The sequence below is a fragment of the Mesorhizobium sp. Pch-S genome (assembly GCF_004136315.1).
Taxonomy (GTDB): Bacteria; Pseudomonadota; Alphaproteobacteria; order Rhizobiales; family Rhizobiaceae; genus Mesorhizobium.
Genome location: NZ_CP029562.1, coordinates 1,310,373 through 1,335,757, shown reverse-complemented (window position 1 = coordinate 1,335,757; position 25,385 = coordinate 1,310,373). Strand labels below are relative to the sequence as shown.

25 protein-coding genes are annotated in these 25,385 nt (G+C 64.7%); 4 read left to right on the top strand and 21 right to left on the bottom strand.

The genetic code is table 11. From position 1 onward, the window contains the following. Position 1: 1 nt before the first annotated feature. The 7 genes from C1M53_RS06195 to C1M53_RS06165 all read right to left on the bottom strand — a co-directional run bounded on the left by C1M53_RS06195 (position 2) and on the right by C1M53_RS06165 (position 6,721). Positions 2-1,078, bottom strand: a complete 1,077-nt coding sequence (locus C1M53_RS06195) for an LLM class flavin-dependent oxidoreductase (RefSeq protein ID WP_129411439.1) — start codon at positions 1,076-1,078, stop codon at positions 2-4. A gap of 87 nt (positions 1,079-1,165) precedes the next feature. Then, positions 1,166-1,930, bottom strand: coding sequence for an amino acid ABC transporter ATP-binding protein (locus C1M53_RS06190; RefSeq protein ID WP_129411438.1), 765 nt, complete (start codon positions 1,928-1,930; stop codon positions 1,166-1,168). A gap of 2 nt (positions 1,931-1,932) precedes the next feature. Next, the gene (locus C1M53_RS06185; RefSeq protein WP_129411437.1) at positions 1,933-2,868 is read right to left on the bottom strand and encodes an amino acid ABC transporter permease; all 936 of its coding nucleotides are present in this window, start codon (positions 2,866-2,868) and stop codon (positions 1,933-1,935) included. Between the two features lie 84 nt (positions 2,869-2,952). Then, complete coding sequence (locus tag C1M53_RS06180; RefSeq protein WP_129411436.1) at positions 2,953-4,308, bottom strand: LLM class flavin-dependent oxidoreductase; 1,356 nt, start codon at positions 4,306-4,308, stop codon at positions 2,953-2,955. A 47-nt stretch (positions 4,309-4,355) separates the two neighbouring features. Next, a complete protein-coding gene (locus tag C1M53_RS06175) occupies positions 4,356-4,850 on the bottom strand; it encodes a flavin reductase family protein (protein ID WP_207213071.1) in 495 nt (164 codons plus the stop codon). Beyond that, positions 4,840-5,403, bottom strand: a complete 564-nt coding sequence (locus C1M53_RS06170) for an NAD(P)H-dependent oxidoreductase (protein WP_129411435.1) — start codon at positions 5,401-5,403, stop codon at positions 4,840-4,842. Before C1M53_RS06170 ends, C1M53_RS06175 begins: the two co-directional genes overlap by 11 nt. 397 nt (positions 5,404-5,800) lie before the next feature. After that, positions 5,801-6,721: a LysR family transcriptional regulator gene (locus C1M53_RS06165; RefSeq protein ID WP_129411434.1), complete on the bottom strand. Its 921-nt coding sequence runs from the start codon at positions 6,719-6,721 to the stop codon at positions 5,801-5,803. Positions 6,722-7,177: 456 nt separating this feature from the next. On the opposite strand from C1M53_RS06165, the gene C1M53_RS06160 reads away from it, so the two are divergent. Next, positions 7,178-8,044, top strand: coding sequence for a transporter substrate-binding domain-containing protein (locus C1M53_RS06160; protein ID WP_129411433.1), 867 nt, complete (start codon positions 7,178-7,180; stop codon positions 8,042-8,044). A 65-nt stretch (positions 8,045-8,109) separates the two neighbouring features. Here C1M53_RS06160 and C1M53_RS06155 read toward each other — a convergent pair whose 3' ends face one another. From C1M53_RS06155 to C1M53_RS06140, 4 genes are all read right to left on the bottom strand, one after another. Further along, on the bottom strand, positions 8,110-8,460 hold the full coding sequence (locus tag C1M53_RS06155) for a DUF2200 domain-containing protein (protein ID WP_129411432.1): 351 nt from the start codon (positions 8,458-8,460) through the stop codon (positions 8,110-8,112). An 81-nt stretch (positions 8,461-8,541) separates the two neighbouring features. Continuing rightward, entirely contained in the window at positions 8,542-9,390 is an 849-nt protein-coding gene (locus C1M53_RS06150) for an ABC transporter ATP-binding protein (RefSeq protein WP_129411431.1), read from the bottom strand. After that, positions 9,387-10,172 (bottom strand): ABC transporter permease, encoded by a 786-nt coding sequence (locus tag C1M53_RS06145; protein ID WP_129411430.1) that lies wholly within the window; start codon positions 10,170-10,172, stop codon positions 9,387-9,389. The genes C1M53_RS06150 and C1M53_RS06145 overlap by 4 nt, the downstream gene beginning before the upstream one ends. A gap of 5 nt (positions 10,173-10,177) precedes the next feature. Beyond that, positions 10,178-11,590 (bottom strand): ABC transporter substrate-binding protein, encoded by a 1,413-nt coding sequence (locus C1M53_RS06140; protein WP_129411429.1) that lies wholly within the window; start codon positions 11,588-11,590, stop codon positions 10,178-10,180. A gap of 280 nt (positions 11,591-11,870) precedes the next feature. Between C1M53_RS06140 and C1M53_RS06135 the strand changes: the two genes are divergently transcribed. Further along, positions 11,871-12,674 carry a Crp/Fnr family transcriptional regulator gene (locus tag C1M53_RS06135; protein ID WP_129411428.1) on the top strand — a complete coding sequence of 268 codons (804 nt, stop codon included), beginning with the start codon at positions 11,871-11,873 and terminating at the stop codon, positions 12,672-12,674. A 235-nt stretch (positions 12,675-12,909) separates the two neighbouring features. Here the strand turns inward: C1M53_RS06135 and C1M53_RS06130 are convergent, their stop codons facing one another. From C1M53_RS06130 to C1M53_RS06085, 10 genes are all read right to left on the bottom strand, one after another. After that, positions 12,910-13,866, bottom strand: coding sequence for a HEAT repeat domain-containing protein (locus C1M53_RS06130; protein ID WP_129411427.1), 957 nt, complete (start codon positions 13,864-13,866; stop codon positions 12,910-12,912). Position 13,867: 1 nt separating this feature from the next. Continuing rightward, positions 13,868-14,101: a ferredoxin family protein gene (locus C1M53_RS06125; protein WP_129411426.1), complete on the bottom strand. Its 234-nt coding sequence runs from the start codon at positions 14,099-14,101 to the stop codon at positions 13,868-13,870. Positions 14,102-14,114: 13 nt separating this feature from the next. Next, on the bottom strand, positions 14,115-15,851 hold the full coding sequence (locus C1M53_RS06120; protein ID WP_129411425.1) for a fumarate reductase/succinate dehydrogenase flavoprotein subunit: 1,737 nt from the start codon (positions 15,849-15,851) through the stop codon (positions 14,115-14,117). Then, on the bottom strand, positions 15,844-16,182 hold the full coding sequence (locus C1M53_RS06115; RefSeq protein WP_129411424.1) for a gamma-butyrobetaine hydroxylase-like domain-containing protein: 339 nt from the start codon (positions 16,180-16,182) through the stop codon (positions 15,844-15,846). Before C1M53_RS06115 ends, C1M53_RS06120 begins: the two co-directional genes overlap by 8 nt. Positions 16,183-16,321: 139 nt before the next feature. Next, complete coding sequence (locus C1M53_RS06110) at positions 16,322-17,095, bottom strand: TIGR02186 family protein (protein ID WP_129416046.1); 774 nt, start codon at positions 17,093-17,095, stop codon at positions 16,322-16,324. 47 nt (positions 17,096-17,142) lie between these two features. Continuing rightward, on the bottom strand, positions 17,143-18,066 hold the full coding sequence (locus tag C1M53_RS06105) for a sulfite exporter TauE/SafE family protein (protein ID WP_129411423.1): 924 nt from the start codon (positions 18,064-18,066) through the stop codon (positions 17,143-17,145). A gap of 235 nt (positions 18,067-18,301) precedes the next feature. Then, positions 18,302-19,987 (bottom strand): ABC transporter ATP-binding protein, encoded by a 1,686-nt coding sequence (locus C1M53_RS06100; RefSeq protein WP_129411422.1) that lies wholly within the window; start codon positions 19,985-19,987, stop codon positions 18,302-18,304. Further along, a complete protein-coding gene (locus C1M53_RS06095) occupies positions 19,984-20,898 on the bottom strand; it encodes an ABC transporter permease (RefSeq protein ID WP_129411421.1) in 915 nt (304 codons plus the stop codon). The genes C1M53_RS06100 and C1M53_RS06095 overlap by 4 nt, the downstream gene beginning before the upstream one ends. A gap of 1 nt (position 20,899) precedes the next feature. After that, a complete protein-coding gene (locus C1M53_RS06090) occupies positions 20,900-21,871 on the bottom strand; it encodes an ABC transporter permease (protein WP_129411420.1) in 972 nt (323 codons plus the stop codon). A 331-nt stretch (positions 21,872-22,202) separates the two neighbouring features. Further along, positions 22,203-22,904 carry a creatininase family protein gene (locus C1M53_RS06085; protein ID WP_129411419.1) on the bottom strand — a complete coding sequence of 234 codons (702 nt, stop codon included), beginning with the start codon at positions 22,902-22,904 and terminating at the stop codon, positions 22,203-22,205. 190 nt (positions 22,905-23,094) lie between these two features. Here C1M53_RS06085 and C1M53_RS06080 point away from each other — a divergent pair, with 190 nt between their 5' ends. After that, on the top strand, positions 23,095-23,667 hold the full coding sequence (locus C1M53_RS06080; protein WP_165358061.1) for a MarR family transcriptional regulator: 573 nt from the start codon (positions 23,095-23,097) through the stop codon (positions 23,665-23,667). A gap of 54 nt (positions 23,668-23,721) precedes the next feature. Continuing rightward, a complete protein-coding gene (locus C1M53_RS06075) occupies positions 23,722-25,302 on the top strand; it encodes an ABC transporter substrate-binding protein (protein ID WP_129411417.1) in 1,581 nt (526 codons plus the stop codon). The last annotated feature ends 83 nt before the right edge of the window (positions 25,303-25,385 follow it).

Genomic DNA, 25,385 nt, shown 5'->3' with positions numbered 1-25,385 from the left:
GTCAGCTCCTCCGTCCGGCGGGGCGGGGCAGGCCCAGCCTGTTGCGCAATGTCATGTTGGTGGTTGGCTTGCGGGGCAGGGCGGAGAGCGGCGCCAGCCCGTCCGGCAGTACCGACGGCATCAGGTTGAAGCCGTCGCAGTCGAAGGTCTCCAGATAGGTGGCGAGACCGTTTGCTGTGCCGATGAAATGTTCGACGCCGCTGATCGGCGATCCCAGCCCGTCGAGCTGCCGGGCCAGTGCCTGTGCCTCTTCATCGCTGTCGGCCAGCGTGGTGGCGAGGTTGGCGAACACCTTGAGGTGGCCGCGTCCCCCGGCAGCGGCCACCTGTTTCAGGGCAGCGCCACGCGCCGAGATTTCCTCGCGGCCGCCGGACAGCAGCACGACATCGGCCCGGGTCACCGCGGTGGTTTCGTCGGCGCGCGTCTGCGGCGACATCAGCACCACCGGATGGCCCTGCGGCGGACGCGGCGCGTTCATCGAGGTGCTGATCGAAAAATGCGGGCCGTTGTGGTCGATGACGTGCACCTTGCCGGGATGCGCGAAGATCGATTCCGCCTTGTCCAGCGCCAGTGCACCATCTTCCCAGCTGTCGAACAGTTCCAGCACCACGTCGGAGAACTCCGCCGAGCGGGTGTCGTGGAAGGCGCTGTCAGTGCCGTCGAGGCGGTTGAAGTTGGGGCGGTCGGCCTCGTCCAGCCCCGGCACCAGCAGCCAGCCGGAACGGCCTTTCGACAGATGGTCAAAGGCGGTGAACTGGCGCGCGATGTTGAAGGGTTCGTTGTAGACCGCCGAAACCGGCGCGACGAGACCGATCGCTCCCGTCACGCCGGCCAGCGATGCGGCGACGGACAGCGCCTCGAAATGCACCGCCTCCTGCCGGTCGGGCGCCGGCATCGTGGTCGGGCGCGGCGGATATTCGACGATGAGCAGATCGAAGCCGGCCGCGTCGGCCTGCCTGGCCAGGTCGCGGGTGAAATCCGGGGCGACGGCGCGCTCGCGCCTGGCGCCGGGCAGCCGCCACGCGCCGGGGTGGTGGCCCTGTCCGTTCAGCGACAGACTAAACAGCTTCTGGTGCATCGTGATGGTTCCGTTGTTGGCGTCGCTGCGGATGGCGGCGCCCAGTGCGAGCGCCGTTGCCTCAGGCCGCTATGATCTTGCGTGCGCTCAGTTGCGCCGCCGCACGAAGGCTTCCGCGCGGGCCGAACTCGGCCGGTCGAGCACATCGGCGGCCGGCCCGCATTCGATGATCTGACCGTCGGCCATGATGGCGATGCGGTCGGCGACCTCGCGCGCGAAGTTCAGCTCGTGGGTGACGATCACCATGGTCATGCCGGACCGGGCGAGGTTGCGGATGGCGTCGAGCACCTCGCCGACCCATTCCGGGTCCAGTGCGCTGGTCGGCTCGTCGAACAGCAGGATGTCCGGCTCCATGGCCATCGCACGCGCGATCGCCACGCGCTGCTGCTGGCCGCCTGACAGCTGGCTCGGATATTTGTGCGCGTGGCGGGTCAGACCCACCGATGCCAGCAGCTCCCGCGCGCGCTTCTCGGCGGCGGCGCGGTTCTGCCCCAGCACCTTGACCGGGCCTTCGGTGACATTCTGCAGCGCGGTCAGGTGCAGGAACAGATTGTATTGCTGGAACACCATGCCGATGCGGCGGCGCTGGCCGGCCATGTGCCGCTCGCTCGCCTCCACCAGCTCGCCATTGGTCCGTCGCGCATAGCCGACCGGATCGTCATGCACGGTTATGAAGCCGGCTTCGAAGGTCTCGAGCTGGTTGATACAGCGCAGCATCGTGCTCTTGCCGCCGCCGGAAGGGCCGAGGATGCAGACGACTTCGCCGGGCGCGACGTCGAGCGAGACGCCGCGCAGCACCTCGACGCCCTTGAAGGATTTTCGCAGTCCGTGAATGCGGATGGCCGGTTCCATGCTCAAACCTCCGTGTCGGCGGCGGGGGCGCCCGCGCCATTGCGTTCGGAGCGGCTCAGCCGCTTTTCGAGATAGTGCTGGCCGACGCTGGTGATGGAGATGATGACCATGTACCAGGCCGAGGCGACGAGCAGCAGCGCGATGACCTCGTAGTTGACGGCGTAGAGGTTCTGCGCGGCGGTCAGGAGGTCGCCGCCGCCGATCACCGAAACCAGCGCGCTCGCCTTCAGCACCATGATGAATTGGTTGCCGATCGGCGGGATAATGACGCGCAGCGCCTGCGGCAGCACGATGCGGCGCAGCGCCTCGCCGCGCGTCATGCCGATGGTCAGGGCCGCTTCGGTCTGTCCCTGCGGCACCGAAAGGATGCCGGAGCGCACGATCTCGGCCATGTAGGCGGCCTCGTGCATGGCCAGCGCCAGGATCGCGGCGGTGAAGGGTGTGATGACGTGGTTGGTGTTCCAGCCGACATAGAGCGAGGTGCCGGGAATGCCGATGCCGAGTTCGGGAAACAGCAGCGCCAGGTTGAACCACAGCACGATCTGCACCAGCAGCGGCAGGGCGCGGAACAGCCAGATGTAGAAGGCGGCGAAGGTCGACAGCACCGGGTTGCGCGACTGCCCCATCGCTGCCAGCACCACGCCGGTGACGAAGGCCAGCAGCACCGCCAGCATCGTCAGCTGCAGCGTCGAGACCACGCCCTTCAGGATCAGCGGGTGGAACAGGTAGGTCCCGACGACGTCCCAGTGCATGTTCTTGTTGACGGCCACCGTCCAGACGAAGGCGGCCAGCAGCGCCAGCAGCACGATGCTGGCAGCGATCTGGCCGAGGCGCGGGCGCCTCGCTGCGGTGACGACGCCGTTCTGGTCGAGCGGCGGCAGATACGCTGCCACGCCCTCGGCGCCGCGCATCGGTTTGATCGGTATCACTGCGCTCATGTTCTCCTCCTCCACGCGCGCACCCTTATCCGCCCGATCGTCTTGGCGGCGATCGAAACCGGGTGGGGTCGATGTTCATTGTCGTTATTGTCCGGCCAGCCGCGCCGCGTTCCGGTCGGACGCCGGATGCTGCGGCGACGCCAGGCCGAGATGGTCGCGGAAGGTTGAGCCTTCGTATTCCTTGCGGAAGATGCCGCGCCGCTGCAGTTCGGGCACGACGAGCTGGCCGAAGTCATGGGCATTGCCGGGCAAGTAGTGCGGGAACAATGTGAAGCCGTCGCAGGCGCGCTCCTTCAGCCAGGTCTCCATCGTGTCGGCGACCTGCTCGACGGCGCCGATGCAGGTGATGTGGCCGTAGCAGGAGGTGATCTGGTCGCCGAGTTCGCGCGCCGTCATGCGGCGGCCATCGATCTCGAAGGTGACGCGGCGGCGCAGGCGGGCCGCACCTTCCTCGGCTGTTGTCGGGATCGGCTTGTCGAGGTCCCATTCCAGCGCGCCGACGCCGCCGAGATAGCGGTCGATGCTCTGCAGCTTGAAGCTGTCGGGCGTCGCGGCCTGCGCGTCGGCATATTTGCGGCGCGCCTCTTCCTCGGTGCCGCCGGCAACGACGAACAGGCCGGGCATGATCGCCACTTCGTCCGGGCCGCGGCCGTATTTCACCATGCGTTCGCGGATGTTGGCCGAGAACGCCTTGCCGCGTTCGAGCGAGCCCGGCGCGCAGAACATGACGTCGGCGGTGCGGGCCGCGAGCTCGAAGCCGGCTTCCGACGAGCCGGCCTGCGAGATCACCGGCCGGCCCTGCGGTGGCCTTGGCACGTTGAGCGCGCCGCGCGCCTTGAAATGCTTTCCGCGGTGGTCGACGGGATGCACCTTCGACGGGTCGAAATAGCGCGTGGAAGCCTTGTCGCGCAGGAAGGCGTCACCCTCCCAGCTGTTCCACAGGTCGAAGACCAGGTCGACGAATTCGCTGGCGCGGTCGTAGCGGAAACCGGGGTCGAGCTGCGCGTCGAGGCCGAAGGCGGCGGCTTCCGATTCTCCCTGCGAGGTGACGACGTTCCAGCCGATGCGGCCCTTCGACAGATGGTCGAGGCTGCCGATCATCCGCGCGATGTGGAAGGGCTGGTGATAGGTCGTCGAGGCGGTGGCGACGAGGCCGATCTTCTCGGTTACCGCCGACAGCGCGCCGAGCATGGTCAGCGGCTCGTAGACGACGGCGTTGCCCATGTGGCCGGCCGCTTCGAGCCCGCGGTTGCGGTCGTTGACGGCGACGATGTCGGCCAGGAAGACGGCATCGAACCTCGCTCGCTCGGCCATCTGCGCGAGGTCGCGGTAGAAGGCGAAGTCGAACTCGCTCTCCGAACGCGCCTTCTCGTAGAGCCAGGCATATTCGGTCGTGTTCATGAAGAGCGCCAGCTTGAGCTGGCGCTTTGCTGCGGTCATCGGTCGTCCTCCCGTCTCGGTCTGTCAGCCGGCTTGTGCCGCCGGCTTCACATCGAATTCACGTAGCGTCCCTTGAAGAAGATCAGCGGCTCGTGGTCCTCGTCCGCGTTGATCGACGCCATCTCGCGGACCTGGCCGACGACGATGGTGTGGTCGCCCGCCGGGTATTCCTCGAACAGCGTGCAATCGAGCCATGTGAGCGAACCGGCGATGATCGGGTTGCCGAAGCCGCTGTGGGCCCAGTCGACGCCGCTCCATTTGTCGGTGCCGGAGCGGGCGAAGGCGTTCGAGACCTCGCGCTGCCGCGCCGACAGGATGTTGACGGAGAAGGCGCCGCTGGCACGGATCTTCGGCCAGCTGCCGGAGGTGCGCATGACGCTGAACGACACCAGTGGCGGCTCCAGCGAGACACTGTAGAAGGACTGGCAGGTGAAGCCGACCGGCAGGCCGTCGGCGACACCGGCGATCACCGTGATGCCCGACGCATAATGGCCGAGCGCCTGGCGAAACAGGTGCGGTTCAGGCGCGGTCCTAGCGACCATCGATGGCATTTCCAGCATGCTTGCCTCCCCAGGGCGCCTTGAGCAGCGCCAGCTGCGATCGCTGCCTGGCGATCGCGGCGTTCACGGCTGCCTCGAGGTCTTCGGTTTCGTTGACGATGAAATAGACGCCGCCGGTCGGCACGATCGCGCCGAGCTCCCTGAGCAGCGCGGCGAGATGGAAATCGACGGCCAGCGAATGCGCCGCGCTTGCACCGGTCATCAGCGGGATGGCGACCACGCCCTGCAGCGCGTTGGGCCGCATCTGGTCGAAGAACAGCTTGGTGAGCCCGGTATAGCTCGCCTTGTAGGTCGGCGAGGCGACCACCACCAGGTCACTGCCGCTCAGCCGCTCGTAGAGTGGCGCCAGCAACTCGGTCCTTGGCGGAAACAGCGCATCGGCCTGTTCGGCCAGGTCGATCACGACCCGATCGCGACCGGGCTGTGCGATCAACCCGTCGGTGAACCGCTCGGCAAGCGTGCGGGTGCGCGACATCGGCTTTGGATTGCCGATGACGAGCGAAATCCTGGGTGCCGTGGTTGGAAAACTGTCCATGTCGCAAAGCCGAAAACGTTGGCCGGTCAGCGCGCACCGTGCGCACCCGTCAGCCGTGATCTGGCTTTACGAGTATTTCTAAAAGAGATTTATTGCAAGAATGATTGTGGAAAAAAAAGAATGAATTGTGAAATGCGCAGACGTGGCGTCCCCTTCTCCCCTTGTGGGAGAAGGTGGCCCGAAGGGCCGGATGAGGGGTGTTGGAAGAAACGAGGAAGAGAAGGATTATGTACGTATAACAGTTGGTTGTCTGTAAAATGGGAAAGCAGCGTTCCGTCCAGCACCCCTCATCCGGCTCGGCGCTGTGCGCCGAGCCACCTTCTCCCACAAGGGGAGAAGGCAAGTCGCGCCTCGAACATTTGTGGGCCCAAGGGGAGAAGGAAGAATGCCGACGTAACTAGCTCGGCTCGACCGCCACGTCCCGAGCCTGGTAGGCCTTGGAGAAATCGCAGGTCTGCTTGAGCAGCGTGACCACGGAAGCCAGGATCGGGCTGGTGTCGGCGGCCGGAAAAACTGCGAGATATTGCAGGTCCGGCACCGGTTCCACCGTGTCGATACGGGCCAGCGCGGCACCGGCAAAGCCCTGGTCGAAGAGGAAGGTCGGCATGGCGGCGACGCCGAGGCCGCCGACGGTCAGGCTGACCAGCGACAGGAAATCGGGAACGGCTATAATCCTGGTGGTGGCAAGCCCGGCCGAGCGCAGCGTTGTGCCGACCAGCATCTCGGACGCCGAGTCGGGGCGCAGCAGGATCGCATGTTCGGCGAGGTCCCTGAGGTGATGTTTCCTGTCGGCCTCGACAAGGCCGGGCGCGCAGCCCCAGCACCATTGCGACGAGCCGACCGGAACGGCCTGGAAACGCGGATCGGTGAGGCCGTCCGGGACCACGGCAAGATCGAGCTGGCTCTCGGCCAGTTTCTGGGTGAGCGTGGTTGCCGAATCCACCACGATCTCCAGCGAGACCTTCGGGAAGGCTTGGTGCAGGCTGCCGACGAAGCGGCCGAGCCATGTCATGGCCGAGGCTTCGGTCGCGCCGATGCGCAGCCGGCGCTCGATCAGGTCAGGGGCGCTGAAGCGCTCGGCAAAACGCGTGCGCTGTTCGAGCAGGCCGGCGGCAAGCTCCAGCATCTCGACGCCCTTCGGCGTCAGATGGGCGGCGCGGCGGCTGCGGTCGAACACCGAGACACCGAAACTCGCCTCGAGTTCCTGGATGCGCTTGGAAATCGCCGACTGCGTCGTGTCGAGGTGCTGCGCGGCCGCCTCGAAGCTGCCGAGCGTGCCGATCCAGTACAAGGCTTCGAGCTGTTTGAACGTCACCATGAAAGCGCTCGCCGATCCGTCACAATCGTTTCATTCATTTTTTTCAACAATGCACGTTGCAAATAATCACTTTTTGATGTTAGCAATGTGCCACTGGAGCATTTTTTAGCCAAGTGGGATGACTTGGCGTTACAAAAATGCGTCGAAAACAAAAACTTGGAGCGTTTCCGCGTTTCTGTGAAAAACGGAAACGCTCTATGCAAACGCATAAGCTATGGGGGCGCGGAATTCGATAGGTCCGCAAGGGTTGTCAACGTGATGGTGTGACCCGGAGGGGCTCTGCATTGGAGGGCGGGGCTTCCGGACGCTATATCGCAACGCCCCTCATCCACTGCTTGCGTCTGAACGCATAGGCAATTTGGCAAATTCTGGAAACGATTCCGACCCCCGCTTTGGCGGACGGGCGGAGCTTTGCCGGGTTGTTGGGGTTTCATCGTCTACCTGGGAGGAAAATTGATGAAGACTGTGAGCTGTCTGACGAAATTCATGAGGACGACTGTGTTGTCGGCGGCGATCATCGCCGGCACCGCCGTTTCCGCCTTTGCCGAAAGCGCGAAGGATCTGCTGCCTGAGCCCTACAAGTCCAAGGGCGAGATCACGGTGGCGATGGTGCTCGACTATCCGCCCTATTCCTGGATCGACGAGGCCGGCAAGACCACCGGCCTGGAAGTCGACGTCTTCAATGCCGTGGCCGAAAAGCTCGGCATCAAGGCCAACATCGTCAATGCCAAGTGGGAAGGCCTGATCACCGGTGTCGGCGGCGGCCGCTTCGATGCCGGCGCCGGCGGCACCAGCGACCTGCTGGAGCGCCAGAAGCTTGTTACCTTCGCCGACTATGCGACCTCGTCCAACGCGATCATCATCCAGGCCGCGAACAAGGACAAATATCCCGACATCGACGCCCTGTGCGGCGGCAGCATTGGCGTTCTCAAGGGCACCGATACGGTGAAGGTCGGCGAGTTCGCGGTGAAGAACTGCGCCGACAAGGGCAAGCCGGCGCTGACCATCAGCTATTACAGCTCGGTGCCGGATGCCGATCTCGCGCTGAAGTCGGGCCGCGACGCTGCCGAGGTCGTCTCGACCGAACAGGCTGCCTTCATCCTCAGCAAGGGCCATCAGGACTGGATGATCCTGCAGGCCGGTGTCGGCGACAAGGTTCCGATGGGCCCCTATACCTCGGTCGACAAGCCCGAGCTGGCAAAGGCCTTCGTCGCGGCGCTCACCGAACTCAAGGCCGACGGCACGCTGGAGACCATCGCCAGGAAATACGGTCTCGAAGCATCCTTGATGGACAAGCCCGAGATCAACGCCACCAGGAAGTGAGCAGGGTGACAGGCCGTGCCCGTTCCCGACGGGTTCGGCCAGAACGGTCAGCAGGATGCTGCGGGCTATGCCCGCAGGATCTTCTCCATCTTCCTGCCCTTGGCGAGTTCATCGACCAGTTTGTCCAGGTAGCGGATTTCCCGCATCAGCGGGTCTTCGACCTCTTCCACCCGGACGCCACAGACCATGCCTGTGATCAGCGAACGCGAGGGGTTCGGCTGGGGCGCCTGGGCAAAGAAATCCTTGAAATTCGTATTCTTCGCCAGTTGCTCGTCCAGCGCCTGCTGGCTGTAGCCGGTCAGCCAGCGGGTGACCTCATCCACCTCCGCCTGGGTGCGTCCCTTTCTTTCCACCTTCGCGACGTAGAGCCGATAGACGCTCGCCACGCTGGTGGAATAGATGCGATGTTCCATCATGCGTCCTCCGGGCGCGGATCATCGGACCGAATGCGGCAGCGATCAAGCCGCTTCGGCATGTGTCGGAAGGCGACGCGCGCCTCATGCCTTGGCGGCGCGGACAGCTCCGAGCGGCGAGAGCCGGGTCAAGGTGTCCTGTCGCCGGTCGCCATGCAGCAGGCTGAGGCAATGCTGCTTCAGCTGCATGAACGTGCCCGAGGTTATGATGTCGGTCGAGCGCGGCCGCTCGAAAGGCACGCGGATCTCTTCATGGATGCGGCCGGGCTGTGCCTGCATGACGATGATGCGGTCGGCGAGCAGCAGCGCTTCATCGATGTCGTGGGTGACGAAGACGATGGTCTTGCGGAACTGCTCCCAGATGTCGAGCAGCAATTCCTGCATGCGCAGCCGGGTCAGCGCATCGAGCGCCCCGAACGGCTCGTCCATCAACAGCAGCTTCGGCTGGTTTATCAGCACGCGGGCGATCTCGACGCGCTGCTGCATGCCGCCGGAAAGCTGGCCGGGATAGCGGTCGGCGCTGCCGGCGAGCCCGACGAGCTCCAGCATCCTGTCTGCCTCGAGCCGGCGCGGGCCGCGCTTCACCCCACGCATCTTCAGACCGAAGGCGACATTGTCGCGGACATTCTTCCACGGAAACAGGGTGTGCTGCTGGAAGACGATGCCGCGTTCCGGATGCGGACCGTCGATCGGATGGCCGTCGACGGAAAATGTGCCCGAGGCTGGTCTGATGTGGCCGGCCATGGCGCCGAGCAATGTCGACTTGCCGCAGCCGGAGGGACCGAGCAGGCAGACGAATTCGCCGGGGCGGACCTCGAAACTCGCCTCGCTCACCGCCTCGAAGGCGCCGGCGCCTTCGCCGAGCCGGATCGTGACGCGATCGGCGCGGATGTGGCCGGCGGCTGCCCCGACGTCGCGCGAATGGGCGTTCATCGCGAATTCTCCTGCCTGTGCCATGGCAGTGCCGCCTTGCCTGCGGCGCGCAGCAGCAGGCTGCTGCCCAGGCCGAGCAGTCCGATCAGGATCATGCCGACGATGATCTCGGGATAGTTCTGCAGGGTGTAGGATTCCCAGGTGTAATAGCCGATGCCGAACTGGCCGGAGATCATTTCCGCGGTCACCAGGCAGAACCAGCAGGTGCCCATGCCGATGACCAGGCCGGTGACGATGTTCGGCGCCGCCGCCGGCAGGATGACCTCGAACAGCATCGCCGCCCTGGTGCTGCCCAGGCTGCGCGCCGAGGCAATCAGGCGCGGATCGACATGCTCGACGCCGTGCACCGTGTTGAGCACGATCGGAAACAGCGCGCCGGTGAAGGTGATGTAGATCATCGAGAGTTCCGATGACGGGAACATCAGCACCGCCAGCGGAATCCAGGCGACGGCCGGGATCGGGCGCAGGATCTCCAGCGGTGTCTGCAGGAAGTCGCGCAGACGCCGCGACCGGCCGATGACGAGCCCCAGCGCGATGCCGATCAGCGCGGCAAGCGCGAAACCCGCCAGCACCCGCTTCACGCTGCTTGCCACATGCGTCGCGAAACGCGGCGATTGCAGGAAATCCAGACCGGCCCGCGCGACGTCGACCGGCGATGGCACGTTCTGGAACGTCACGATGCCGAGATCGAGCTTGAACCGCGACGCCACCTGCCAGAAGGCCAGGCAGATGGCGAGCGATGCGGCGCGGCGCAGCCAGCGGCCGGTGCTTGCGCGCTCCATGCCGGTCAGTTGCTGGCCACGACGGCGGCCTTGGCCGTCGCGAAGTCCTGCACGCTGCCGCCATGTGCCTTGGCCCAGGCTTCCGCCCGTTCCTTGAGCAGGAAGGCATCGACCTCGCCATTGTCGGCGCGCACGAACCAGGCCTGGGCGCCCAGCAGCTTGATGCCGCTCTCGCGATCCTGGGCATAGAAGACGCGTGCCGTCTTGCCTTCGCTTTCGACCGATTTCAGCGCCTTCAATGCGTTCTGCGCGGAAGCGTAGTGGCGCACGAGCGGCTCACCCGCAACCCAGACCTCGGCCACGCGCTTCGGGTCGGTAATGACTTCGCCGGTGGCGGCGTCCTTGGCGTCGAGCGGCAGCTGCGCATAGTTCTTGAGCGCTGCTTCGTAGTCCAGGCCGGACTGCTTGAAGGCTTCCCGGATGAAACGGTCGTCGATGAAGCTGTTGACGTCATAGGTCTGGTCAGCCTTCTTCAACAGAACCAGCGTGTCGATCGCGGTGGCGACGGCCTGCCGGTATTCCGGTTTCCAGGTCAGGTCGCGTGTCTGCAGCCCAAGCGGCCCGTGGAAAAGATAGTCCACTTCGGCATCGACGCCGGTGACCTTGGCGATCAGTTCGCTGTATTTTTCCGGCTCCTTGCCGATCAGCTGGTCGGCCTCGATGGCGGCGCGCAGATAGGCAACGACGATCTCGGGATATTTGGCCGCATAGTCGGCATCGACCAGCGCGCCGTGGAAAGTCGGCGTCTTTGCCTGCGATCCGTCATAGATCTTGCGGGCGATGCCGCGCCAGGGGAACAGCTCCGCAAACGGCACGAAATCGGCATGCGCTTCGATCTGGTTGGCCTTGAGGGCAGCCCCGGCGACTTCCGGCGCCTGGGTGATGATCGTGACGTCCTTTTCGAGATCCCAGCCCTGTTCCTTCACCGCACGCAGCAGCATGCCGTGCGAGGTCGAGGCGAACGGCACCGATATCGTCTTGCCCTTGAGCTCGGAGAAGGACTGGATCGGCGACTGTACCGGCACGACGATGCCGTTGCCGCTGCCGCCGACGCTGCCCTGCAGGGCGGTGATGAAGATGCTCTTGCGCCCTGCCTTGATGTGGGCGAGGCCGTTGAACGAGCCCGGGAAGTCCGCCATCACGCCGAAATCGAGCTTGCCGGCGATCTGTTCGTTGGTGATCGGCGCGCCGCTGGTGAAGTTCTTCCACTGGATGTCGTAGCTGACGCCCGCGTATTTTCCGTCATGCGGAAGATATTTGTCGAGCAGCTTCAGTTCGCGGATCAAAAGCCCGCCGGTCGCCGTGTTGATGGTGGTGTCCTGCGTGCCGATGGCGACCCGGATCGTCTCGGCCTCGGCCGTCGAAACCAGCGCGGACGCGGCGAGTACGAGTGCGGCAAGATGTAAGCGCAATGTCATAGGTTGAACCCCCGATTGATTGCCGGCGATGCGGCCGTTGTCGCATCGGATTATTGGGGGGCGTCATCGGCGGCTGAAGCAATTAGTTGCGCGGCACCGGGCCAGGGATCCACCGCCGAGGGCCGATTTCCGGCCCTGCCGGAAGCTTCCGCGTGCCGGAACGGCCTCTCGCGTCAGGTTCCATCTACGGCAGGCCGCAAAGCCGCAAATATATTTCTTCTAAGTCTATCGCATTTATCTAATTTGCTGGCGATCAAAGGCCACCCGCTGGAGCTGCCTCATGAGCCTCGACCTGCAAGTGACCACGCCCGGCGCCAGGCGCGCCGCTTCGAGGCCAGCTGTTTCCCTGCCCGATCCGGTGGTGCTGCCCGGGGACGGATCGCTGTTTCTCAGCGACAGTGTCGAGGGTCTCAACGAGGGCGCCTACTTTCTCGACGCCTTGAAACCGGATGAGCTGGAGCGGCTTCGAGCCAATTGCCGGCAGCTCGCATTCACCGCCGGCCAGCCGATCTTCACGCAGGGCGAGGAACATGGCGGCATCTTCATCATCGACGGCGGCCGGGTTCGCGTCTTCTACACCGCACCGTCCGGGCGTGAGATCACGCTGGCCTACTGGACCAAGGGGCATTTCATCGGCGGGCCCGAACTGAGCGGCGGCGGCGTCCACATCTGGTCCGGCGAGGCCTTGAGCGACTGCCGTATCCTGTTCCTGCCGTCAGCGGCTTTGCGCACGCTCATCGTCGAGATGCCAAACTTTGCCGTCTGCCTGCTGCAGGGGCTTGCGGCGAAGGGAAGATGCTATTCGGCCATGGCGCAGATGCTGGGCACACGTTCGGTCATCGAGCGGCTGGCGCAGTTCCTGTCCAATCTCGGCCAGCTGCACGGCGTGCGCGACGGCCGCGCCATCATCATCAACGCCAGGGTGACGCATGACCAGATCGCGGCCATGGTCGGCTCGACGCGTCAGTGGGTGACGATGATGATGAAGCGTTTCCAGCGCGACGGGCTGGTGACGGTGACGCCGCGCCACATCCGCATCGAGCGGCCGCATTTGCTGCTCGAGATGGTCTCTAAGGGCGGCTGACTTCAGCCGGTCCGCGCGGCGTTGGCTGATCCTTCTCCCCTTGTGGGAGAAGGTGGCCTCGCCGCAGGCGAGGTCGGATGAGGGGTGTTGGACGGAGCGCCTCTTTTCCAAATACAGAGAGAGCGATGCAGGTGTAATACGTTGCACGGTCTCGTTTCTTCCAGCACCCCTCATCCGTCTCGGCGCTGCGCGCCGAGCCACCTTCTCCCGCAGGGGGAGAAGGGGTCGCTACCTGTCAGCCGATCCGCGTGAGCGCCCACCGCACGGTCTTGCGCACGTCCGGGTCGCCGTCGGAGACATGCTGCAGCAGGGCTTCGCGCGCGGAGGGATGAGCGATCTCGCCGAGTGCCGCGGCGGCTTCCTTGCGCAGCAGTGCGATCTCGCTCGACAGCTGCTCCACGATCTGCGGCACCGCCGCCTGCGCCTTCAGCTTGCCGAGCGCGTTGAGGCATTTCTGCCTGACCTGCCAGAAATCTTCCGAAAGCCCGGCGAGCAACCCGTCGAGGCTCGGCGCGAAGCCGAGATGGCCAAGTGTCTCCGCCGCGGCGGCCCGCACCTGCCAGTCGACATCCTTCAGTGCGGCGTTGACGGCGGTCGCCGCCGCGGGCTGGCTGGTGAAGGAGAGCGAACTGACGGCAGTTGCCCTGACGGTCGCGTCGGGATCATGTGTCGCGGCGATGAGCGAAGGCAGGGTCTCGTCCAGCTTCAGGTAGGCGACGACGCCGAGCGCCTGCATGCGCACGGCGGCTTCCGGATCCTTGAGCGCGGCAAGTGCAGCGCCGAGCGCGGCGGGTGAGCGCAGGGCTTTCAATCCGCGAAACGCCTCGGCCCGGACGAAGGTCGCCTCGTGATCCGTCAGCGGCAGGATGGCGGCCGCCGCCGCCGGCTCCTTCAGCTCAGCCAGGCCATCGGCCGCCGCCTGCGCGACGGCGCGATCTTCATCGGTCAGAAGGCGAGCCAGCCCTGCCGCGGTTTCCACGCCGTCGAAACCGGACAGGGCGAGCGCGATCTCCAGCCGCACGCCGGCATCGGCGTCTTCGGCACCGGCGACGAGATGGGAAACCACTTCGGGCTCGGCCGTCTCGGCAAGGTCGATGACGGCCAGCCGGCGCACCGCGGCATCCGCGTTGTGCAGCCCCCGCGCGATTTCCGCGACGTCTCCGAAATCTTCAAAAGGGTCGGACTGGGTCATGTCAGCGCAGCAGATAGGGGATGTTGACGGTGACCGCGCCGGTCGGGCAGTCGGTTTCGCAAGGCATGCAGTACCAGCATTCGTCGAATTTCATGTAGGCCTTGCCGGTCAGCTCGCTGATGCGCAGCACATCCAGCGGACAGACTTCGACACAGACCGTGCAGCCCTTGTCGGCGATGCATTTCGCCTCGTCGACGACGACCGGAACCGTTGATGGGGAATGAGCGAGCGGCATTGGCTTTTCTCGGTCAGGCTTTGCTTGAAACCCGCAGGCGGTCATAGGCGGTGCGTTCCGCGTCCTCGACCGGCACGACATAGGGCTGGATCGGCTGTCTGCGTGAGACCATGCGGCCGTCGACCTTTTCCACGAGCGTGTGGCAGAACCAGTTGTCGTCGTCCTTGTCGGGATGGTCGACGCGGTTGTGATAGAGGCCCCAGCGGCTCTCGGTGCGATAGAGCGAGGCATGGGCTGCCATATCGGCGCAGTCGAGGATGGACGACACCTCCAGCGCCCGCATCAGTTCGTGCGCGTTGCGGGCGATCAGCCCCGTTTCGAGATCGTCGCGGACCTCGGCCAGCCGCGCTTGCCCCAGCCGCATCTTGGCTGTCACCTTCGGCGGCTGCAGATAGTCGTTGACCAGCCGGCGCGCCTTGTATTCGAGCTGGTTCGGCGGAATGCCGTCCTCGCGTCGTGTCGGCGCTAGCACGCGCTCGCGTTCGCGCCGCACCGCACCGCCATCGAAGTCCGGCAAGTCGATCGCGGTCGCGACCTCCGCGGCGTGCTCGCCGGCCACGGCGCCGTTGGTGAAGGCACCCAGCATGTAGTTGTGCGGCACGCTGGCCATGTCGCCTGCGGCATAGAGGCCGGGCACCGTGGTGCGCGCATGCTCGTCGACGAACACGCCGGACGCGCTGTGGCCGGAACAGAAGCCGATCTCCGAGATGTGCATCTCGATCATGCTCTCCCGGTAGTCGGTGCCGCGCGCTTCATGGAAACGGCCGCGCGAGGGGCGTTCCACCTTGTGCAGGATGCGCTCGATCTCGCCGACCGTATCGGAATGCAGGTGGGTGAGCTTGAGGAAGACCGGCCCCTTGCCCGATTGCAGTTCGTTGTAGAACTCCTGCATCATCTGGCCGGACCAGTAGTCGCTCTCGATGAAACGCCTGCCTTCATTGTTGGCGGTGTAGCCGCCGAACGGGCCGGCGACATAGGCGCATGCCGGACCGTTATAGTCCTTGATCAGCGGGTTGATCTGGTAGCATTCGAGATTGGCCAGCGCCGCACCCGCATGATAGGCCATGGCGTAGCCGTCGCCCGAATTGGTCGGGTTCTCATAGGTGCCGTACAGGTAGCCGGAATGCGGCAGCCCGAGCCGGCCCGCCGCACCCATGCACAGGATGACCGTCTTGGCGCGCAGCACCAGCAATTCAGCCGACCGCGTGTTGACCGCGATTGCGCCGGCGATGCGGCCGTCGCCGGCCGTCAGCAGGCGGGTGGCCATGTAGCGGTTGGAGATCAGCACCCGTTCCCGCTTGAGCTGGCGATAAAGCGCCTTCTTGACGGTATCGCCATTCGGCATCGGCAGCACATAGGTGCCGAGGTGGTGCACCTTCTTCAGATCGTACTCGCCGTTGGCGTTCTTCTGGAAGCGGATGCCGAAGCGATCGAGCTCCTGGATGATGTCGTAGCAGCGCGTCGCGTATTTCAGCACCGGCGCCTGATCGACGATGCCGTCATTGGCGATGGTGATTTCCTTGGTGTACTGCTCGGGCGTCGCGTAGCCGGGCACGACGGCGTTGTTCAGCCCGTCCATGCCCATGGCGATCGCTCCGGACCGCTTCACATTCGCCTTTTCGAGCAGCACGACGTTGAGGGCCGGGTTCTTCTGCTTGGCCTTCAGCGCGGCCATCGGCCCGGCGGTGCCGCCGCCGATCACCAGCACGTCGCAGCTGACTTCCGACAGGCCTTCGACAAAATCATCCATCTTGTTGCTCCCGCCCGCCGCCGCTCGTGCGGGATTGATGTGCGATTGGGTTCAGGGTGGCGAGATCGCGCAGGTAATCCCATGGGTAGATGCCCCTGTCGTGGCCGTCCGAGAAGGCGAGGCGGATGGCGTAGGTGCCGACAGCCTCGGCCCCGGTGATCACCACGCCCTCGAACACGCCATTTCGCCCTTCCAGCCCGGCGCGAACCTGCCCGGCCGCGCGGCTCGTGGCGCGCAGCGCCGCCGCCGCCAAAGCCGTGCTCGTGCCGTCGCCCCATCTGACGATGAGGGCGTTGCGCGCGGCATTTATCCTGAGTTCGAGCGGTTGCATGGCGTCCTTTGCAATAGGCCGCCATGTTGGCTGCCTTGGACTGCAAGGCACGCAATAAATTGCCGTCGCTCGAATTTTTGGCCGTCGCCGAGTGATCCCCGGACATCCGCGAACGGTTCGAGGGTAGAGCCGCCTGTCCTCAATCCTTGCGGAAGATGACGCGTCCGAGCCAGCCGGTGATCATGGCCAGGCTGATGGCGAAGAAGCCGTAGAGGAAGGAATAGTCGTGGGCGGCACGGAAGATCGACTGTTCGAAACCGGACTTGCGGATTTCGAGCTGGGCCGAGCTTTCCTTCACGAAAAGGCCGTTCTTGAAAAGGTAGGCGCGCGCCTTGTGCGTGCCGACGGGTACGCTGGGCGCCAGCCTGACCGTGGCGCGGAACAGGTTCTGTGACAGGAACTGCACGCCGCCGACATTCTCGCTGTACTGCCCGGTCGCCGCCTTGCGTTCGCGCAGCGCCTTGGTGAACTCGGCGATGGTCGCCGGATTCTGGCTCTCGTCGGCCGGCTGCATGAAGATGTTGTTGGCACCAAGCGAGAGCTGCTTGTAGCTTGCCGGCTCGGTGATGTCCTGGAACGGCCGTGTGGTGGCGACCGAATAGGATACCGGCACGTTCTCGAAGGTTTCCGATTCCAGGTTGATCCAGACGCCCAGCACGCGGTCCTTGCGGCGCACCACGACCGGTCTCGCGGGACCCTCCAGCACCACGATCACGTCATAGCGGCCCTGGCGGGCGATCTGCGGGTCGGCATCCTCCAGTGCGCCAAAGATGGTGAGGTCGGCACCGGTGAAGCCCGCGGTGATCATCACCCTGTCGGTGGAAAGCCCGATCTGGATATTTTCCTGGTGCGGCGACTGCGCCGCGGCCGGCAGCGCGGCGAACGCGAGGAGCAGCAGCAAGCCCAGGGTCATGCCGAACCGGCGGGACGGGGACGAAACCGGCAGGGTCTGAACTGCCATCAGCTCAGCCCCAGCGCGGCGAGCGAATAGAGGTTGGGTGGCGTTACGAAGAGATCGATGGCTAGGCGGATGGCCACCGCCAGAACCAGCGCTGCCAGCAGTGCGCGCAGCTGCTCGCCGCGCAGTTTCTGGCCGGCCCTGGCGCCGTATTGCGCACCGGCGACGCCGCCGACCATCAGCAGGAACGCCAGCATCACGTCCACCGTCTGGTTGGTGGTGGCGTGCACCAGCGTGGTGTAGGCCGAGGTGAAGATGATCTGGAACAGCGAAGTTCCGATGACGACGTTGGTCGGCACCTTCAGCAGGTAGATCAGTGCCGGCACCATGATGAAGCCGCCGCCGACACCCATGATCGACGACAGGAAGCCGATGGCGGCGCCGAGGCCGAGCACCGGGATGACGCTGACGAACAGCTTGGACGCGCGGAAGCGCATCTTCAGCGGCAGCCGGTGGATCCAGTTGTGCTGGCCGGATTTCTTCAGCACCGGTGCCGCGCCGCCGCGCGTGGCGCGCAGCGCATTGATGCTCTCCACCAGCATCAGTCCGCCCACCGTGCCGAGCAGCACCACGTAGAGCAGCGAAATGAACAGGTCGAGCTGGCCGATCTCGCGCAGCAGGCCGAACACATAGATGCCGACCGTCGAGCCGACGACACCGCCGGCTAACAATACCCCGCCCAGCTTGAAATCAAGCGTACCTCGCTTCATGTGCGACAGCGCGCCGGAGAAGGACGAGGCGATGACCTGGTTGGCGCCGGTGGCGACCGCGATTGCCGGCGGGATGTTGTAGAAGATCAGCAGTGGCGTGATCAGGAATCCGCCGCCGACGCCGAACATGCCCGACAGGAAACCCACCGCTGCGCCCATGGCGAGCAGCACGAGGATGTTGACGGAAATTTCCGCGATCGGGAGATAAATGCTCACCCGTCAGTCTCGATCAATCCAGCCTCTCGGCAACAGAACTTCTGTTGCTATACCATCGAAAAGCTAATTCGTTCTTGCGCCGGCAACGTGACAGGGAAAACACCGGTCACGGTTACCGAAACAAAAACCCATTCAAGCAGTTACGGGCAAGCTAACAGGCAATTTGATGGCAGGGCGTCGCGAAGGCGACGCCTTTGGCGCTATTTGCGCGTCGCGGGCTGGCCCCGCCCGATTTCTACACCGCCAGTTTCGGCACCGCGTCGAGCAGCATCCTGGTGTAGGCCTGGCTCGGTGCTTCGAAAAGCTGGCCGACTTCCGCCTCTTCGACGATCCTGCCGTGATGCATGACGACGACCCGGTCGCACAGATGGCGCACCACCGACAGGTCGTGGCTGATGAACAGCAGCGTCAGGTTCAGCGTGCGGCGCAATTCGATCAGAAGGTTGATCACCTGTGCCTGGATCGAGACATCGAGCGAGGCAACCGGTTCGTCGCAGACGATCAGTTCCGGCTGCATGGCCAGCGCCCGTGCGATCGCGATGCGCTGGCGCTGGCCGCCGGAAAACTGGTGCGGGTAACGGTCGCCAAGCGCAGGGTCGAAGGCGACCGCCTTCAGCCAGCGGTTCACATAGGCACGGGCGCTGCTGCGCGTGGTGAGGCCATGCGCCAGCGGACCCTCGGCGACGGACTGGAAGATGGTGCGGCGGGGATCGAGCGAGGCATAAGGATCCTGGAAGATCATCTGCACGCCGGTGCCGAGCTTGCGCTGGCCTTCGCGCACCTTCCGGCCGGCGACGGTCACCGTGCCGGCAGTCGGGGTGTAGATACCGCAGATGATGCGGCCGAGCGTCGACTTGCCGGAGCCGCTTTCGCCGACCAGTCCGAGCACCTCGCCCTGGGCGATGGTCAGGCTGGCGTCCCTGACGGCGTGGACGGCATGCGGCGGCTGGCTCATGCCGAGCTTCTGCGTGAAACGCCCGACGCGGCCGACGGGGCGCTCGAAGACCATGTCGACATCGTCGACCTGGACGAACGCGCCGTCGGCAGCCTTGGGAGCGGCTTTGGCCAGATCGTCGAGCACGATCGGGCCGGAACTTTCGGTCGCGGCCGAGGCCAGCAGTTCGCCGGGCCTGGCGCGCGAGGGCAGGGCGTCGAGCAGCCCTTGCGTATAGGAATGTTGCGGCGTGCCAAGCACTTGCGTGACGCTGCCGGTTTCCACGATCTTGCCGCGGCGCATCACCGCGATGCGCTGCGAGATCTGGCTGACCGTCGCCAGGTCGTGGCTGATCCAGATCATCGAGACGCCGAGTTCGGCCACCAGCGCCTTCATCTCCTTGAGGATGTCGGCCTGCACGGAGACGTCGAGCGCCGTCGTCGGCTCGTCGGCGATCACCAGCTTGGGCTTGTGTAGCAGGGCGATGGCAATGGCGACGCGCTGGCGCATGCCGCCCGAGAACTGGTGCGGATACTGGTCGATCTTCTTCTCGGGCTCGACGATGCGCACGCGCGCCAGCGCCTCGATGGCGCGGCGGCGCACGTCCTGATCGCTGGCCTTTTCATGGGCGCGGATCGCCATGGCGATCTGGTCGACGATCTTCAGCACCGGGTTCAGCGTCATCATCGGGTCCTGGAAGACCATCGCGATCTCGCGGCCGCGGATCTTGCGCAGCTCCTGGTCCGGCAGGCCGACGATCTCGCGGCCCTCCAGCCTGACGGAACTGCCCGGCTGCACCTTGCCATTGGCGTCGAGCAGGCCGATCAGCGAGAAGCCGGTGATCGACTTGCCCGAACCGGATTCGCCCACCAGGCCGAAGATCTCGCCCTTGCCCACCTCGAAGGAAATGCCGTCGACCGATTTGACGATGCCGCGCTCGGTCTCGAAATAGGTGCGCAGGTTCTCGACTTTGAGCAGTTCGGTCATTTGCGCAGCCGTGGATTGAGTTGATCGCGGACCTGGTCGCCGACCAGGTTGATCGCCATGATCAGGATGATGAGGGCGACGCCCGGATAGATCGAGATCCAGTAGCGGCCTGACAGGAGATACTGGAAGCCGTTCGCAATCAGCATGCCGAGCGACGGTTCGGTGGGTGGCAGGCCGACGCCGAGGAAGGACAGCGTCGCTTCCAGCGAAATGGCGGAGGCGACCTGCACCGTGGCGACGACGATCAGCGGCGGCAGCGAGTTCGGCAGGATGTGCCGGGTGACCACGAACCAGCCGCTCATCGGAATGGAGAGTGCCGCCTGCACATAGTCCTTCTGCCGTTCGGCCGAGGCCGCGCCATGGGCGGTCCGCACGAAATAGGCATATTGGGCGAAGACCAGCGCCAGGATCAGCTGTCCCTTACCCTGTCCCAGCAGCGCGGCGACGACGAAGGCGAGCAGGATGGCCGGGAAGGACAGTTGCACGTCCACCAGCCGCATGATGAATGTCTCGAAGCGGCCGCCGGCATAGGCGGCGAAACAGCCGACGATGGCACCGATGGTGAAGGCCACCGCGCCGGCGATCAGGCCCATCTCCAGCGAGATGCGCAGGCCATAGATGATGGCCGACAGAAGGTCGCGGCCCTGGCTGTCGGTGCCGAGCAGGTAGTGCATGCCGTTGGCGCCGACGAAGCCCGGCGGCCGCCGCGCGTCCCGCAGCACCAGCGAGCGCAGGTCATAGGGGTCCTGCGGCGTGATGAAGGGCGCGAAGATGGCGACCAGCGCAATGACCAGCACGACCGCCAGCGCGATCACCGCAACCTTGTTACGCAGGAAGATGCGCCAGAAGTCGCGCCAGGCGGAAGCCGGCGGTGCCGCGTCGATATTGTCCTTGACGGTGATGTCGCTCATCTCAGCGTCCCTTGAGTCGAAGGCGCGGATCGAGCGCGGCATAGGCCAGATCGACGCTGAGGTTGATGACGACGAACAGCACCGAGACCATCATCAGGTAGGCGACCATCACGGGCCGGTCGAGCGAGGCGATGGAATCGATGATCAGCTTGCCGAGGCCCGGCCAGTTGAAGATGGTTTCCGTCACCAGTGCGAAGGCCAGCGTCGAACCGAGTTCGAGGCCGAACACCGTGACCAGCGGGATCGAGATCAGCTTCAGCACGTGCCGGCGCAGGATGGTGCGCTCGGGGATGCCGGCGGCGCGTGCGAACTTGATGGCGTCGGTGGTCATCACCTCGCGGGTGCCGGCGGCGGCGAGCCGGCACATCATCGACATCTTGAACAGCGACAGGTTGAGCACGGGCAGCATCAGGTGCTTCCAGCCGTCCAGCGTGAGGAAAGAGAAGGGGACCCCCAGCAGACTGACCGTCTGGCCGCGTCCTCCCGCCGGCAGCACGCCGAACTGCACGGCGAAGAGCATGATCAGCATCAGGCCGATCCAGAAGGTCGGCACCGAAAAGCCGAGGATCGAGCCTGCCATGATGATGCGGGACGCGAGGCTGCCCGGCCGGTAGCCGGCATAGATGCCGAGCGGAACGCCGATGAGCGAGGCCAGGATCACTGCGATGACCGCCAACTCCAGCGTCGCGGGCAGGCGTTGCGAGATCAGCTCGCCGACCGGCATGTTGAAGACGAAGGAGCGGCCGAAATCGCCGGTCGACATCGAGCCGACGAAGTCGAGATATTGTTTCCATAGCGGCTGGTCGAGGCCGTATTCGGCAATCACCTGTTCGCGGATCGCCTGGGTGGCGTCGGGCGAGATCAGCACGTCCACCGGGTTTCCGATCACATAGACCCCGACGAAGACCAGGATCGACATCACGATCAGCACGATGACCGCCTGGCTGAGCCGCTTGAACACGAAGGAGGTCATGCACTGACCCCGTAACGGTGCTTGTCGTGTTTCATATGTCCTCCCGCAACAGAGCCCTCCGGATTCGCCTGAGGGTAAGAGAATGAGTGCCTGCATTGCAGCCGGCCCCTTCTCCCCTTGTGGGAGAAGGTGGCCTCGCCAAAGGCGAGGTCGGATGAGGGGTGTTGGACGGAACGCTGCCTTCCCGATTGCCCGTCGGGATCGATGCGAGATGAGCAGTTCTGCCCGGCCTTGTTCCTTCCAACACCCCTCAACCGTCTCGGCGCTGCGCGCCGATCCACCTTCTCCCGCAAGGGGAGAAGGGGCTGGCCGCAATGCCGTCGTCCATCCATCAATGCCAGCCGTTCTCGATCTCGTCGCGGGTCTCCGCCACGCCGACCTCCCAGATCGCGAACATGTCCGCGTCCGGGCGCTGGAACACGCCGTGATAATTGCCTTCGGCGATGCGTTCGCGTTTGCGGCCGGCATCGACGCGGCCGGTGGCGGCGAAGTCGATGCGATCCTTCTTGAAGTTCGGCACCGGCGCGCCTTCGAGCCGCGTCCATGGGAAATTCTCCATCCAGCTCGCATGGCTGGCGGCCGGGTCGATTTCCATCACCTTGGCCATGGTGTTCGGTGCACGCCACCAGTCATGCAGCTTTACCGAGGTGTCGCGATGGCTGTTCATCCATTCCGACAGCAGCGGGGCGATCGGCGTGTTGCCGCCATGGCCGTTGACGACGAGGATGCGGCGGAAGCCGGAACGGTAGACACTGTCGAGCATGTCCTCGATGACGCTGATATAGGTGCGCAGCGTCAGCGTGATGGTGCCGGGGAAATCGGCGAAGCCCGAGGCCATGCCATAGGGCAGGCAGGGGAAGACGGGAACGCCGAGCGGCGCGGCGGCTTCCACCGAAATGCGCTCGGCCAGGATCATGTCGGTCGCGAGGCTGAGATAGGCATGCTGCTCGACCGATCCGATCGGCAGGACGCAGCGATCGTCGACCTTGGCACGCTCTTCCACCTGAGCCCAGTGCATGTCCTGAATGCGCATTCCTGAAAACTCCATTCTCCGCGACGTCCGCGATTGGTGTCGTGCGCCAGCCTGCCGGAATGCGGCATGGGCCAGCAACAAAACTGCGAGATATCTCCAATTAAGTTCCATTAGGAACAAAAATATGAGGTTGACGCAACAAAAATTTCAATTACCGTTCCGTTTGGGACTAATTCAGGGGCGAGGTCATATGGATCGATTGCTGAGCACAGCCTTGCATGAGGCGCGTGCAGGCCGGGAAACGCCGGGCCCGCAGCACCTGCCGCAGGACGATCCGCTCTTTCCGAAACTGTGGGACAATCCCTGCTGGCTGTCGTTCCGGCTGAACTTCCTCGCCCTGCAGTTCAACAATCCCGTCTATGGCCGCATCCAGCAGCAGCTCGGCCTGCTGCGTCCGGAGTTCGTCGTCTTGTGGTCGCTCTATCTCGGCGATGGCCTGACGCTGACCGAGGTTGTGCGCTCGTCCAACTTTCCCAAGAACACGCTGAGCCGTGCCGTCAACAAGGTGGCGACGCTCGGCCTGATCGACCGCGAGATCGACCCCTCCGACCAGCGCCGCGTCACCCTGACCCTGACGGAAAAGGGGCGTGCCGCCGTGGTCTCCGTCAAGGAGCTGATGCTCGAGCATGAACGCGCCATGCTCGAATGCCTGTCGCCCGCCGAACGGCTGACCCTGTCGGACCTGCTGACCAAGATGGTCGTCGCCACGGGCAGCTGGCCGCGCGATCTCGACATGACTGCCGCCGAGGCGGCGACCGACTGATCCCGCCGACATCGGCGACGACGAGACATTCAACAACAAAAAGAGGAGATCCCCATGACAACCCGTTCCTTGCTGCGCTCGGCCCTGCTTGTGTCGACGCTGCTCGTGTCGCTGCCGGCGCTCGCCGCAGACCTGACCATTGCCACCAAATCCGGTCCGGCCTCGATGGATCCGCATTTCACGGCCACCTCGGCCAATGCCGAGGCCACCAAGCATGTGTTCGACACGCTGCTGAAGTCCGGCAACAAGCTCGAGGTCGAGCCCAATCTGGCGGTGAGCTGGAAGCCGGTCGACGCCACGACCTGGGAGTTCAAGCTGCGCGAAGGCGTGAAGTTCCATGACGGTTCGGACTTCACCGCCGAGGACGTGAAGTTCTCGATCGAGCGCATCCCCAACGTCACCGGACCGAACCCGTCGACCATCTATGTGCGCCGCGTCGCCGGCGTCGAAGTCGTCGACCCGCTGACGGTGCGCGTCAAGACGCATGGGTCGGCACCGACCCTGCCCAACGATTTCGTGCGTCTCTTCATCGTCTCGCACAAGGCGGCCGCGGCCTATTCCACCAAGGAGACGGCGGCCGAGGGCTTCAACACCGGCAAGGCCACGATCGGCACCGGTCCCTACAAGTTCGTCAGCTGGGCGCCGACGCAGGACCTCGTGCTGGAGAAGTTCGACGGCTACTGGGGTGGTGCGCAGCCCTGGGACAAGGTGGTGCGCAAGGAAATCCCCAATGACGCGGCCCGCGTCGCCCAGCTCAAGGCAGGGCAGGTCGACCTGATCTCCAAAGTGCCGGCGACCGACCTCGCCAATCTCGAGGCCGATCCGGCCATCGACGTGGTCAAGGACGAGTCGGTCTACATCCCCTATCTGGAGTTCGACTTCCGCGAGAACTCGCCGATGGTCTGGGACAAGGCCGGCAAGAAGCTCGACAAGAACCCCTTCCTCGACCCGCGCGTGCGTGAGGCTTTCGATCTCGTCATCGACCGCCAGACCATCGCCGACGTGGCGCTGGAAGGCATGGGTGTCGTGCCGACCCAGCTCGTGAGCGCCAACATCTTCGGCTACAACAAGGACATCCAGCCGGCGGCCTATGATGTCGACAAGGCCAAGCAGCTGATGACCGAGGCGGGCTTCCCGGACGGCTTCAAGGTGTCGCTGAACTACGCCAACGACCGTCTGCCGACCGAGCTTGGGCCGACGGTGGCGCAGCTGCTGGCGGCGATCAACGTGCAGGCGGACGTCAACGGCGTGCCGGCCGCGGTGTTCAATCCCGCCAAGACGCGTGGCGAATATTCGCTCTACATGGCGTCCTGGGGCACGCTGACCGGCGAGGCGAACTACATGCTGTCGTCGCTGATGCACACCAACGACAAGGAAAAGTCGCTGGGTGCCTTCAACACGCGCGGCTATTCCAACCCTCAGATGGACAAGCTGATCGAGGATGCCGGCGTCGAGATGGACGAAGCCAGGCGCCGCGAACTGCTCGAGAAGGCGAACCTGCTCGTCGCGACCGACCGTCCCGACCTGCCGCTGGCCGTCAACGTCTCGGCCTGGGGCGTCAAGGCGGACAAGATCACCTACACGCCGCGTTCCGACGAGGACACGCTGGCGATGGACGCCAAGCCGAAGCAGTAGGATTCCCGGGAATGCAACGGGGAGGCATGATCCAGCCGGAAAGCAAACAAGGCAGGAAGCCGAGGGCTTTCCGAACGCGGAAC